Genomic DNA, 12,306 nt, shown 5'->3' with positions numbered 1-12,306 from the left:
GCCACCCGGTATCATCAGAAGATGACCTGGTTAGGTTGGGCTTTATTATCAGCAGTCTTCGCAGCGGCCACCGCACTTCTGGCCAAGGTCGGCATCAAGGGCATCGATTCGAACCTCGCCACCGCCATCCGCACCACGGTCGTCCTGGTCTTCACCTGGGCCATCGCCATCGGCCTGGAAAAGCACAACGGCCTCGCCCAGATCGGCCGCAGAAGCTGGCTCTTCCTGCTTCTGTCCGGCATCGCCACGGGCCTGTCCTGGCTCTGCTACTTCCGCGCTCTCCAGATGGGCCCGGCATCAAGCGTCGCCCCAGTCGACAAACTCAGCGTGGTCATCGTCATCATCTGCGCATGGCTCTTCCTGGGAGAAACCCTCACCCCGGCCAAGCTCCTGGGCGGAGGCCTCATCACCGCAGGCGCAATCGTCCTCGCCTTTGCCTAAAGCGTAGCCTTCTCCAGATCCACGTTCATCCACTCACCCTTTTCAATGGCGGCGCGAATCTGCAGCGGCGTCTTACCCAGCTTCGTCTGCTGGTACGCAAATACGCCTTCTTTCATGCACGTTGAGCAAGCCGCCCCATGCGTCCCCTCAAAGCAGGAGTGCAGGGAATTGTGACCCATCTCCCGGTCGCACCGGCAGTAGCAGGGCTGCTGATGCAGCACCCCCGGAATCTTGGCCGCCATCTTGTAAGCGGTGACCTGGTACGGATGGCTGAAGTAAGGACCGGTCAACTGAGCGCCGCTCAAAACCGGAGGCAACGCCCGGCTTGGAGCCTGCGCGTTATAAGCCGGAATATCTTCAGCCGGATTCGACCATTGCGCGGAAGCGGCCAGAGCCACCAATCCCAACACCAAACACCCTAAAACCTTCTTCATGGACCTCATTCTACCGTCCGAAGCCCATCGTCCACAAAACCTCAAGAGCAAAAAAAAGGCGCCATGAACGGTATTTTGTTCATGGCGGGAGGCCAGTGACGCAACTTGTATCAGCATGTTTCGCCGGTCAATCATTTCCAGCCCGGCGGCTGATGAACCTTGCCAGTGGAGGAGTCTCACTGGGCTTGAAGACAACAATAACGCAATCTATGAAAAAAATCTACTTCAATCCATAGAATCTTGAATTTCATATACTTTTTTTCACCGAAAGATCGAAACAAAAGACTTAGCATACTCAGATATCGAACCGGGCACCCAGACGAGCAGCCATGTCGGCATCTTTGGAGCTGATTCCGCCCTCATCATGCGTCACCAGACCCAGCTTTACCTTGTTGTAGCGAATATCGATATCCGGATGATGACCAGCCTCCTCCGCAACCTCCGCCACAAAATCGACGAACTTCATCGCCTCCACGAAGTCCCGGAACCGCCACTCCCGCACCAGCTTCCCATCCTGCAGCTCCCAACCCTGCTGCTTCTCCAGCAGCTCATCCAGTTCAGCTTTGCTCAGCACCGCCATCCGTCACCTCTCACCCGATGCTACGTGCGCACGCCTCTACAGATCAACGCAGCCGTCCTAAACCGCGGCGGGCCGGCAAAGCGCAACCGAGGCCGTCCCGGCACTCAACCGCCCCACCTCGGCACGCAACACTCGCCAGCGCTCCGGCTCCACCGCCATAAACACCCGCACGATTGCCGGATCGAACTGAATCCCGGAACACCGCGCAATCTCCGCCTGCGCCGCCTCAAACGTAGCCGCACGCCGATACGGCCGGTCCGAAGTCATCGCATCCAGCGTATCCGCAATCGCAAAGATCCTCGCCCCCAGCGGAATCTCCTCCCCGCTCAGCGCCCTTGGATAACCACTCCCGTCATACCGCTCCTGGTGCGCGTAGACGATCTCGCTCGCCTCCTTCAAAAACGGAATCTTCCGCACCATCTCGTACCCACGCTCGCAATGCTCCCGCATGATCTCGGTCTCGTCGTCATCCAGCTTGCCGGGCTTCAGCAGCACGGAGTCCGGCGTAGAGATCTTGCCAATGTCATGCAGAAACGCCCCTCGAGCAATCACCCTCAGCTCATGCGCGTTCAGCCCCATCTCCCGGGCCAGCGCAATGCTATAAGCCGTCACTCGCTTTGAGTGCCCCTCCGTCTCCGCGTCCCGCAGATCCAGCGCATCCCCCATCGCCTCCAGCGTGATGTCGTAGCTCCGCTCTAAATCCTGCATCGTGGCCCGAAGCTGACCCGTCCGCGACGAAACGATCTCCTCCAGGTTCTGCCGGTAAGCCGAACTCTGTTTCCTCAGCCGCCCATGCTCCACCGCCCGCCCCACCACGCTCGCCAACTGCGACCGCTCAAACGGCTTCAGCAAATAATCCGTAGCCCCCCGACGAAACGCATTCGTCGCCACATGGATGTCATGTACCGCCGTAAACATCACCACAGGCATCCCCGGATAGTCCGCCACGACCGCATCCAGCAGCGCCAGCCCATCCACTCCCGGCATCATGATGTCGGACATCACCAGGTCGAACGCAGGATCGCCTTGCAGATAGTTCAGCGCGGCCGAAACCCCATTCGCCGTCACTACCTCATACTCCATACGCTCCAGCAGAGCCGTGACGATCCCGCGCACCGCCGCCTCGTCGTCGACAACCAAAACCCGTCCCTGCAACATACGTCTCATCACCCGGGCGCAGATGCGCGTCCGCCCGCCCGCGAACGCTCGCAGGCAAGGAGGCCTCTATCCCTTATCGGCCCCAGCCCAGACTTCAACAGCCCTTCTTCGCAGCCTCCTGCGCCGCCTTCTTCCGCGCCGCCCACCCATCCTTATTCACCTGCCTCGACCGCCCCAGCGCCAGCGCCCCCGCCGGCACATCATGCGTCACGCAAGATCCCGCCGCCACGTATGCCCCATCCCCCAGTGTCACCGGAGCCACCAGCGTCGAGTCCGATCCCACAAACACCCCATCCCCAATCGTCGTCAGGTGCTTGTTTACACCGTCGTAGTTACAGGTAATCGCCCCCGCGCCGATATTCACCCCCGCCCCAATCACCGCATCCCCCAGGTAATTGAGGTGATTCGCTTTCGACCCCTTACCCAGCGTCATCTTCTTCGTCTCCACAAAGTTCCCCACATGCGCCCCTTCGCCGATGCGGCTCTCCGGCCGCAGATGCGCGTATGGCCCAAGCACCGCGCCATCGCTCACCTCCGCCCCATCCAGAACACACCCATTCCGCACCAGCACCCCATCCCCCAAGGTTGAGTTCTGCACCACCGCATACGATCTCACCCGGCACTCCACCCCAATCCTCGTCTCGCCCAGCAACTGCACATAGGGCTCGATCACCGTATCCGCCCCCACCGTCACCCCGGCATCGATCACGCAAGTATCCGGCCTGAAGATGGTCACGCCCATCGCCATCAGCTTCTTAGCCGTCTCCATCCGCATCGCCTGGTCCAGGTGCATCATCTCGGCGATCGTATTCGCCCCCAGCACCTCATCCACGCTCTCCGCCTTCACCGCGACAACGCGCTCCCCATCCGCCACCAGCATCGCCGCAACGTCCGTGAGGTAGAACTCCCCATGCGCATTGTTGGTGGAAAGGGAATCGAGCTTCCCGAACAGCGCCGCCGTCCGGAAGCAATAGATCCCAGAGTTGATCTCCTGCGCCCCCATCTGATCCGCCGTCAGCGACTTCTGCTCCACAATCGCCGTCACCTCCGGCCCCGTCTCTGAAACCCGAATCACCCGCCCATACCCCGTAGGATTCGGCGGCACGGCGGTCAGAATCGTCATCGCCGCACCTTCGCGCAGATGCACGTCGCAGATCGCGTCGATCGTCTCTGGCCGAATCAGCGGCACATCCCCACTCAGCACCAACAGATTCTCCGGCACCGCCACCCCGGTCTCAGCGAACCAGGCCTTCACCATCTGGATCGCATGACCTGTCCCACGCTGCTCCGCCTGCAGCACAAACTGCACGCCGGTCGCTGCCACCGCAGCCTTCACCCGCTCCGCCTCATGCCCCACGATACACAGGATCTCGGAGGCCGGCACCACCGTCTTCGCCGCCGCAATCACATGCAGCAACAGCGCTTTCCCACCAATCTCATGCAGCACCTTCGGCCTCTTGCTCTTCAGCCGAGTCCCTTTACCCGCCGCCATGATCGCAATCGCAAACCCATCCCGCATATCCAGTAACCTCACCACCAAGTTAACAGTTCCACCCACCCAGACGAAAGGAGCATACTACTGCCAGAGGGACCACTCATGGCGACTGCAACCCAAACCCCATACCTTTCGGTTGAGGAATACCTCAGAACTAGTTTCCGTCCAGACGTTGACTACGTGGATGGACACATCGAGGAGCGCAATTTGGGTGAGTGGGATCACAGCACGATACAGTACGTCTTCGTCAGGATCTTTGACCGCCACCGCAAGGATTGGCAGATTCGCATGCGTAACGAGATCCGAACTCAGACCGGGACTCGAAACTACCGCGTTCCAGATGTCTGCGTTACGGACGCACGGTACCCAAAAGAGCAGGTCATTCACATCCCGCCGCTTCTTTGCGTTGAAGTTCTCTCTCCAGAAGATAATTTTCGAGAGATGCGTGAGCGCATCACAGACTTTCTCAGCATGGGCGTCCCGCAGGTCTGGATCGTCGATCCTAAACGCCGCACAGCCACAGTCTGCACCTCAGCCGCAAAAGACACAGTCCACTGCACCGGCATCCTTACCGTGCCTGACACCCTCATAGCTGTGGACTTGGAGGAAGTCTTCGCCGCACTTGACGAAGACTAGCCTCCACGTCATCTACTGCGGAGGCGGCAACCCACCCGGGCCACCCGCCGCCACCGGAGGCGGAATAGCAATATCCACATCCGTCACCGCACCCAGCCCGGTCAGCGGCCCGCCAAACTCCGCACCATTCCCCACCACCACGATCGCCAGCTTCTTCTCGTCGATGTATTTGTTCGCAACCCGAGTTACATCCGCCGCCGTCACCTGCTCGATCCCGCTCTTGTACTTCTCCAGGAAGTCCGCCGGATACCCATAGAACGCCAGTGAAACCTGTTCACTCAGCGTCTTTTCGGGCGAGTCGTAGTTGAACACAAACGAGTTCAGCACCTGGTCCTTCGCGCTCTTCATCTCCGCAGCCGTCGGAGGAACCGTTTTCAGCTTGCCGATCTCGTCTTCCATCGCCTTCACGGCAGCCACTGTGCTCGCGCTCTTCGTCGCCGCGCCCACCGTGAACAGCCCCGGATGGTCATACGAAGCCCCATAAGCCCCGCCCACGCTGTACGCCAGCCCCAGCCGCGTCCTTACGCTCTGGAACACGCGCGACCCAAACCCGCCGGAGAAGATCTCGTTCATCACGCTCAGCGCATAGTAGTCCGGGTTATTCCGCTCCGTGCCCAGGCCCACGATGTAGACGTTGGATTGATCCACATCCGTCTTGTTCACAAAGTAGACGCCCGGCTTCGGGTCCTTGTACTCGCCCTTGCTGACAAGCTGTTTCTTACCCTGCTTCATCCCCTCGAACGCCTGACGCAGCTTCGCTTCCATCGCCGCCGGATCGAAGTCCCCGGAGACCGAAACGATCATATTGTTCGGCGCGACCGTCCGGTCATGCCAGTCCTTCAGGTCGCTCAGCTTTACAGCCGCAACCGTCGCATACTCGGTCTCCCGCGCATAAGGGCTGTCCTTGCCGTAAGCGAGCACGGAAACCTCCCGCCCCGCAATCCCGGAAGCATCATCATTGCGCCGAGCAATCCCCGTATCCAACTGCCTCTTCGCCAACGCCAGCTTATCCGCCTTGAAGGCTGGATGCAGCAGCACATCCATCGCATCGCCAAACACCAGGTCGAAGTCCTTGGAGAAGCTCGACCAGCGCAGCGAGGTCGTAGCCAGCCCACCGCTCGTCTCCACGCTCGCCGCCTTCAGCGCCAGCGCATCGTCCAGCGCCTCACCGCTCTCGGTCGGCGTCCCGCTCGTCCGCCACGTCTGCCCATACAGGCTCACCAGCCCGATCTTGTCCGCCGGCTCATCCCGGCTTCCACCCCGTATCAGGATGCCGCCCTTGATAAACGGCAGCTCGTGGTCCGGCTGCAGAAAAATTACCAGCCCGTTCGCCAGCTCGATCCGCGTCGGCTGCACCGGCTTGAAGTCATGCAGCGGCGGGATCGGAATCTTCTTCCAGGGCTCCGCCGCTGTCACACCTGCGGCATGCTTCGCCTGCGCCTGAACCGCACCTGTCCCCACACCCGCCAGCAATACCGGCAGCAACGCCAAACCAGCCCACTTCGTCATCTCACTCCGTCCAAAAGTCATCTTCACTGGGCACCGCCTGCGGGTGCGGCCGCACTCTTCGGCGCACCGGCCTTAGGTGCGTCGTACACAATCTCCGCCGTCGTCCGGTTGCTCGCCACAAACGTCTTGTTGGCCACGCGCTTGATATCCGCCTTCGTCACCGCGTCGATCTTCGCAATCTCACGGAACATCTCGCGCCAATCCCCATACCGCGTCTGGTACTCGGCCAGCGAGTTCGCCAGCCCCGCGTTATCCGCCAGCCCGCTCAACTTGTCCGCCTTCGTCCGTTCCTTGTAGCGCTCCAGCTCCGCGTCGCTCACGTCCTCGGTCTTCAGGCGCTCCAGCTCCTTGTGGATCGAAACCCCAAGCTCCTCCGGCGTATGCCCAGGCAAGGGAACCGCGTAGAACGCAAACAGCCCCGGAAACTTCTGTCCCGGAAACCCGCTGAATCCCTGCGCAACCGCGGCAATCTTCTGATCCCGCACCAGGCTCTTGTACAGCCGTGAGGTCCGGTCGTTGGAGACGATATCCGTGATCGCGTCATACACCGCATCGTCCGGGTCACGATAGTCCGGCCGGTGATATCCCTCCAGGTAAAACGGCTGCGTCTGCTCGTGGATCACGACCGACTTCTCCGCCGTCTGCACCGGCTCGACGGTCGTCATCGCCTCCGGCTTCGGCCCGGCAGGAATCTTGCCAAAGTACTTCTCCAGCATCGGCATAGCGGTAGAAGCCTTAAGGTCCCCTACCACCGCAACCACGATGTTCGCAGGCACATAGTACTTCTTGTGAAAGGCCTCAGCCTCGGTCGCCGAAACCTGGCTGATCTCGCTCTCCCACCCAACGCCGCTCCGCCCATACGGATGGGCCACGTAAGCCGTAGCCAGCATCTGCTCCACCAACCTGCCCGTAGGGCTGGAGTCGATCCGCATCCGCCGCTCCTCCTGCACCACGTCCCGTTCCTTGTAGAACTCGCGCTCTACCGGATGCCCAATCCGCCCGCTCTCCATATAGGCCCAGAGCTCCAAACGGTTGGATGGCATATTCCAGAAGTACTGCGTGGAATCCTCCTCAGTCGAGGCATTCAACCCTTCCGCGCCATTCTGCTCCGCAAGCTGCGGAAACGCATTCGGGATCACATACTTCTGAGCCCCGGCCTGCGCCTCGTCGAAAGTCTTCTTAAGGCTCGCAAGCCTGCCCGCATCCTGCCCCACCCGCTTGCGGAACTCCGCGTCAAACGCCGCATAAGCCGTCTCCACCTTGGCCAGCGCCACCTTCTCCGCCGTATAGTTCGTCGTGCCGATCTCGTCGGTCCCCTTGAACGCCATGTGCTCGAACATGTGCGCCAGCCCGGACTGCCCACCCGGATCGTCAGCCGACCCCGCATCCACCAGCGTGTAGAAGCTGAACACCGGAGCCTCCGGCCGCTCGCATACGATCAGCGTCAACCCGTTCGGCAGCACCTTCACCGTCGTCCGCTTCTCAAAGCTCGCCAGGTCCTGCGCCCTGACTCCCACCGTGACCAAAGCTGCAACCGAACCCAAAGCCAACATCCGCATCCAGCGTCTCTGCAAGTAAAACCCTCCCACACCAACTCTTCGCTCCATCATAGCCGCGTCACCCATTGGACGTCCCGCTCCCACAAACGGGGAATAGCCGCACTAAAGTAACTCGCAGAGAATGACGATGAGACCAAGAGGAGGTCAGCATGTTCCCTAAAGAAACTTGGATCAGTCTGGCCCTGATGGCCGTCACCTCCGCAGCCCTGTTCTCCTTCCTCGGCTGCGCTCATCACAACTCGGCCATCGCCCAGGCGCAGCATCCCTCCGTCCAGAATCATGTCCGCTCCGCTAAATTTCAGGCCAGCGCCTTCACAGCCCAGCACCAGGTAGCCACCCCCGCCGCCCACGTCAAGCAGGCCATCCGCTCCGCCGACCCCCACGCCCCGGTCCTCCGCCCCATCGTCCAGAACCAGAAAACGGCAAAGAAAAAGTTATCCAAGCTCCCCAAAACACAGCCAGCCGCACTGTAACGCCCGGAGAGGGAAGTCCAGACCTAAGTCTCCTGTTTCGAAGACTTTGACACCTTTTACCCGGGTAGGGGTCAAGGGGTCGATTTCTCCCAGCCTCCCAATTCTTGACCCCGTCACAACCTCCGCGTAATCTCCTCTCGACCGGGCACCTTCACGCCTGGCCGGAGTCAAACCCTCATGCCTCACCCCAATCCGCTCATCGCCTGCGTCGCCGTCCTCGGAGCCGGAACCATGGGCTCCCGCATCGCAGCCCACATCGCCAACGCCGGCCTCCCCGTTATCCTCCTGGACATCGTCCTACCCGACAAGCCCCGCAACTTCCTGGCCCTCTCGGCCCTCGACGCTCTCCGCAAGGCCAAACCCGCCGCCTTTTACACCCCGGATGCCGCCCGCCTCATCACCCCTGGAAACTTTGAAGACGACCTCGCCCTCCTCAAGGACTGCGACTGGATCATCGAAGCCGTAGCCGAGAACCTCGAGATCAAGCGAGCCCTTATCGCCCGCGTCGCCGAGCACCGCAAACCCGGTTCCATCCTCACCACCAACACCTCCGGCCTCCCCATCGCCAGCATCGTAGAAGGCTTCCCGGAAGACCTCCGCGCCCACTGGTTCGGCACCCACTTCTTTAACCCCCCGCGCTACATGCGCCTGCTGGAGATCATCCCCACTGCAGAATCCTCCCCGGAAGCCGTCGACACCATCGCCACCTTCTGCGACAAGCGCCTCGGCAAGACCGTAGTCCCTTCCCGGGACACCCCCAACTTCATCGCCAACCGCGTCGGCACCTTCTCCATGCTCAACGCCATCCGCCTCATGCAGGAGCAAGGCCTCACCATCGAGGAGATCGACGCCCTCACCGGTGCCCCATTAGGCTTCCCCAAGACCGGCACCTTCCGCCTCGGAGACCTCGTAGGCGTAGACGTATTGGCCCACGTAGCCACCAACTTCGCCGCCCAGTCCGCCCGCACCCACGACGAGCGCGCCGACGTGGTTCTCCCGCCGTTCATCACCCACATGCTGGAGCAGAAGTGGCTCGGCGATAAGACCCAGCAGGGCTTCTACAAGAAGGCCGGCCGCGACGAACAGGGCCGAGACCTCCGCCACGTCCTCGACTGGCAGAGCCTCGACTACCACCCCGCCACCCGCCCCAAACTAGCCGCCCTAGAACAAGCCAAACCCATCGAGCATCTCGGCACCCGCATAGCCCAACTCCTCCACGCAGACCCGAAAACAGACAAAGCCGCCGCCTTCTATTGGCCCTTCCTCACCGAGCTCTTCACCTACGCCGCCAACCGCGTTTCCGCATCGGACAACGAGCCCGCCGCCACCATCGTAGAGATCGACGCAGCCATGAAGGCCGGCTTCAACTGGGAGCTAGGCCCCTTTGAGATGATGGACGCCGCAGGCCCTCGCGCGACGACCTACCGCATGTTGGCCGAGAACCGTCCCGTATCGACTAACGTTGAGCGTCTCCTCAACTACCCGCACGCAATCACCGAACCCGGTCCCACTTGGTACAAGGACGACCCCACCACCCCCTCCGGCCGCCAGTTCTTCGATCCCACCACCGCCACCTACAAACCCGTCCCCATCCCGGAAGGCGTCTCCTCCCTCGCCACCCTCAAGAAGTCTCACGGCGTAGTCAAAAAGAACTCCGGAGCCAGCCTCGTCGATTTCGGAGACGGCGTAGCCGCCATCGAGCTTCACAGCAAGATGAACGCCCTCGGCGGCGACATCGTCTCCTTCATCACTCAAACCCTCAAGCCCACGTCGGAAGCCGTAGCCAACTTCACCTCCTTCGTCATCACCGGCGAGAGCAACAACTTCTCCGTCGGCGCCAACCTCATGCAACTCCTCCTCGCCATCCAGGATGAGGAGTGGGATGATATCGCCCTCATGGTCCGCGGCTTCCAGAACATGACGCAGCTCATCAAGTTCTGCCCGCGCCCCGTCGTCGTCGCGCCCTACGGCATGTGCCTCGGCGGTGGAGTCGAGATCAGCCTCCACGCCGCCGCCCGTCAGCCCCACGCCGAGCTCTACATGGGCCTCGTCGAAGCTGGCGTCGGCCTCATCCCCGGCGGCGGCGGCTGCAAGGAGATGCTGCTCCGCACCATCGAATCCGGCACCAGCATCCGCCCCGACGCACGCGGCGAGGGAGTCGAGATCTTCGAATCCCTCAAGAAAAACTTCGAGACCATCGCCAAGGCCACCGTCTCCACCTCCGCCGCCGAAGCCCGCACCATCGGCTTCCTGCGCCCATCGGACGCCATCACCATGAACCGCGACCGCCTCCTCACCGACGCCAAACTCCGCGCCCAGTCCCTCACCGCCGCAGGCTACACCGCACCCAGCCCCCAACTCGCCGTCCCCGCCCCCGGCACCAACGCCCTCGCCACCCTGAAGCTCGCCGTCTGGACCCTACGCGAAGGCCAGTACATCTCCGCCCACGACGCCAAGGTCGCCAACTGGGCCGCCTACGCCCTCTGCGGTGGCAACGTAACCCCAGGCACTCCCGTGACGGAGCAATACCTCCTCGACCTCGAACGCGAAGCCTTCCTCAGCCTCTGCGGAGAAAAGAAAACCCAGGAGCGTATCGCCTTCACCCTCAAAACCGGCAAGCCCTTACGCAACTAACCTCGACCACTCACGCTCATCATCACATGCGCTCGTCATCCAAAAAAAGCTCGTCATTCTGAGCGAAGCTCAGAACCTCCGTATTTCATTTTTGCAGTTGCTTGTTCTCGCACCAGCATCACAGAGGCTCCAATGAATGAAGTCGTCATCACCTCCGCAGTCCGCACCCCCGTAGGCAAGGCTCCCCGAGGCACCCTCCGCACCACCCGCCCGGACGATCTCGCCGCCATCGCCATCAACGGAGCCCTCGCCCGCATCCCCCAGCTTGACCACGCCGAGATCGAAGACGTAATCCTCGGCTGCGCCATGCCGGAGGCCGAGCAGGGAATGAACGTCGCCCGCGTCGCCGCCCTCCGCGCCGGCCTCCCCATCACCACCTCCGCCATGACCGTCAATCGCTACTGCGCCTCCGGCCTGCAGTCCATCGCACTCGCCGCGGACCGCATCCGAGGCGGCGGCGCGGACGTCATCGTCGCCGGCGGCACGGAGAGCATGTCCTACGTCCCCTTCGGCGGCAACAAGATCTCCCTCAATCCCTGGCTCGTAGAAAACTACCCCGGCTCCTACATCTCCGTGGGCCTCACCGCGGAGCGAGTCGCCACCCACTACGGCATCACCCGTGAAGCCATGGACACCTTCTCCTACGAGTCCCACCAGAAGGCCCTCAACGCAATTCAGCAAGGCTACTTCGACGACGAGATCACCCCCGTGGAAGTCGTAACCACCACGCCAAACGCCAAGGGCAAAGCCGTCACCACCACCAGCACCTTCGCCCGGGATGAAGGCCCACGCGCCGACACCAGCTACGAAGCTCTCGCCAGACTGAAGCCCGTCTTCCACGCCAAAGGCACCGTCACCGCCGGCAACTCCAGCCAGACCTCCGACGGAGCCGCCGCCGCCGTCGTCATGTCCGCCACCCGGGCCCAGGCTCTCGGCATCGCCCCCCTCGCCCGCTTCATCGCCTTCGCCTACGCCGGCTGCGACCCCGAAGAGATGGGCATCGGCCCCATCCACGCCATCCCCAAAGCCCTCAAGCTCGCCGGCCTCTCGCTTGAAGACATCGGCGTCATCGAACTCAACGAAGCCTTCGCCGCCCAGTCCCTCGCCGTCATCAAGGTTCTCGGCATAGACCCCGCCCGCCTCAACCCCAACGGAGGAGCCATCGCCCTCGGCCACCCCTTAGGCTGCACCGGAGCCAAACTCACCGCCACCATCCTCCGAGAGATGCAACGCCGCAAAGTCCGCTACGGCATGGTCACCATGTGCGTAGGCGGAGGCATGGGCGCTGCCGGTATCTTCGAGAATCTGCAGTCCTGATTGCAAGCGAAAGGAGCTGCTCCTGATATGCCGCTAACAGAGCAATGTGAAATCAAGTTTGGTTCGACTT

At 61.9% G+C, this 12,306-nt stretch carries 11 protein-coding genes; 5 read left to right on the top strand and 6 right to left on the bottom strand.

Annotated elements, in window-relative coordinates:
• Positions 1-21 precede the first annotated feature (21 nt).
• On the top strand, positions 22-441 hold the full coding sequence (locus ACIX9_RS10740; RefSeq protein WP_013580512.1) for an EamA family transporter: 420 nt from the start codon (positions 22-24) through the stop codon (positions 439-441).
• On the opposite strand, the gene ACIX9_RS10735 is transcribed toward ACIX9_RS10740, so the two are convergent.
• From ACIX9_RS10735 to glmU, 4 genes are all read right to left on the bottom strand, one after another.
• Positions 438-875, bottom strand: a complete 438-nt coding sequence (locus tag ACIX9_RS10735; RefSeq protein WP_232298694.1) for a CYCXC family (seleno)protein — start codon at positions 873-875, stop codon at positions 438-440. The two genes, ACIX9_RS10740 and ACIX9_RS10735, sit on opposite strands and share 4 nt — an antisense overlap.
• Positions 876-1,170: 295 nt before the next feature.
• Complete coding sequence (locus tag ACIX9_RS10730) at positions 1,171-1,455, bottom strand: 4a-hydroxytetrahydrobiopterin dehydratase (RefSeq protein ID WP_013580510.1); 285 nt, start codon at positions 1,453-1,455, stop codon at positions 1,171-1,173.
• A gap of 57 nt (positions 1,456-1,512) precedes the next feature.
• Positions 1,513-2,622 carry a response regulator gene (locus tag ACIX9_RS10725; RefSeq protein ID WP_232298693.1) on the bottom strand — a complete coding sequence of 370 codons (1,110 nt, stop codon included), beginning with the start codon at positions 2,620-2,622 and terminating at the stop codon, positions 1,513-1,515.
• A gap of 85 nt (positions 2,623-2,707) precedes the next feature.
• Positions 2,708-4,132 (bottom strand): bifunctional UDP-N-acetylglucosamine diphosphorylase/glucosamine-1-phosphate N-acetyltransferase GlmU, encoded by a 1,425-nt coding sequence (gene glmU / locus ACIX9_RS10720; protein ID WP_013580508.1) that lies wholly within the window; start codon positions 4,130-4,132, stop codon positions 2,708-2,710.
• Between the two features lie 78 nt (positions 4,133-4,210).
• On the opposite strand from glmU, the gene ACIX9_RS10715 reads away from it, so the two are divergent.
• Entirely contained in the window at positions 4,211-4,744 is a 534-nt protein-coding gene (locus ACIX9_RS10715) for a Uma2 family endonuclease (RefSeq protein WP_013580507.1), read from the top strand.
• Between the two features lie 12 nt (positions 4,745-4,756).
• On the opposite strand, the gene ACIX9_RS10710 is transcribed toward ACIX9_RS10715, so the two are convergent.
• Together ACIX9_RS10710 and ACIX9_RS10705 are read right to left on the bottom strand one after the other, a co-directional pair.
• Positions 4,757-6,274: a M16 family metallopeptidase gene (locus ACIX9_RS10710; protein WP_232298859.1), complete on the bottom strand. Its 1,518-nt coding sequence runs from the start codon at positions 6,272-6,274 to the stop codon at positions 4,757-4,759.
• A 2-nt stretch (positions 6,275-6,276) separates the two neighbouring features.
• Positions 6,277-7,827, bottom strand: coding sequence for a M16 family metallopeptidase (locus tag ACIX9_RS10705; RefSeq protein WP_232298692.1), 1,551 nt, complete (start codon positions 7,825-7,827; stop codon positions 6,277-6,279).
• Positions 7,828-7,961: 134 nt separating this feature from the next.
• Between ACIX9_RS10705 and ACIX9_RS10700 the strand changes: the two genes are divergently transcribed.
• The 3 genes from ACIX9_RS10700 (at position 7,962) to ACIX9_RS10690 (ending at position 12,236) form a co-directional block, all read left to right on the top strand.
• Complete coding sequence (locus ACIX9_RS10700) at positions 7,962-8,285, top strand: hypothetical protein (protein WP_013580504.1); 324 nt, start codon at positions 7,962-7,964, stop codon at positions 8,283-8,285.
• 177 nt (positions 8,286-8,462) lie between these two features.
• Positions 8,463-10,919, top strand: a complete 2,457-nt coding sequence (locus tag ACIX9_RS10695; RefSeq protein ID WP_013580503.1) for a 3-hydroxyacyl-CoA dehydrogenase/enoyl-CoA hydratase family protein — start codon at positions 8,463-8,465, stop codon at positions 10,917-10,919.
• 132 nt (positions 10,920-11,051) lie between these two features.
• Entirely contained in the window at positions 11,052-12,236 is a 1,185-nt protein-coding gene (locus tag ACIX9_RS10690) for an acetyl-CoA C-acyltransferase (RefSeq protein ID WP_013580502.1), read from the top strand.
• Positions 12,237-12,306 lie beyond the last annotated feature (70 nt).

It is taken from the genome of Granulicella tundricola MP5ACTX9, from assembly GCF_000178975.2.
In the GTDB taxonomy this organism is placed as follows: Bacteria; Acidobacteriota; Terriglobia; order Terriglobales; family Acidobacteriaceae; genus Edaphobacter; species Edaphobacter tundricola.
This window is presented reverse-complemented; position numbering and strand designations above follow the sequence as displayed.

Coding starts and splice junctions, on each gene's coding strand:
- ACIX9_RS10690 (WP_013580502.1), top strand. CDS start 11,052: ATGAATGAAGTCGTCATCACCTCCGCAGTCCGCACCCCCGTAGGCAAG.
- glmU (WP_013580508.1), bottom strand. CDS start 4,132: ATGCGGGATGGGTTTGCGATTGCGATCATGGCGGCGGGTAAAGGGACT.
- ACIX9_RS10725 (WP_232298693.1), bottom strand. CDS start 2,622: ATGAGACGTATGTTGCAGGGACGGGTTTTGGTTGTCGACGACGAGGCG.
- ACIX9_RS10715 (WP_013580507.1), top strand. CDS start 4,211: ATGGCGACTGCAACCCAAACCCCATACCTTTCGGTTGAGGAATACCTC.
- ACIX9_RS10710 (WP_232298859.1), bottom strand. CDS start 6,274: ATGACTTTTGGACGGAGTGAGATGACGAAGTGGGCTGGTTTGGCGTTG.
- ACIX9_RS10730 (WP_013580510.1), bottom strand. CDS start 1,455: ATGGCGGTGCTGAGCAAAGCTGAACTGGATGAGCTGCTGGAGAAGCAG.
- ACIX9_RS10695 (WP_013580503.1), top strand. CDS start 8,463: ATGCCTCACCCCAATCCGCTCATCGCCTGCGTCGCCGTCCTCGGAGCC.
- ACIX9_RS10700 (WP_013580504.1), top strand. CDS start 7,962: ATGTTCCCTAAAGAAACTTGGATCAGTCTGGCCCTGATGGCCGTCACC.
- ACIX9_RS10740 (WP_013580512.1), top strand. CDS start 22: ATGACCTGGTTAGGTTGGGCTTTATTATCAGCAGTCTTCGCAGCGGCC.
- ACIX9_RS10735 (WP_232298694.1), bottom strand. CDS start 875: ATGAAGAAGGTTTTAGGGTGTTTGGTGTTGGGATTGGTGGCTCTGGCC.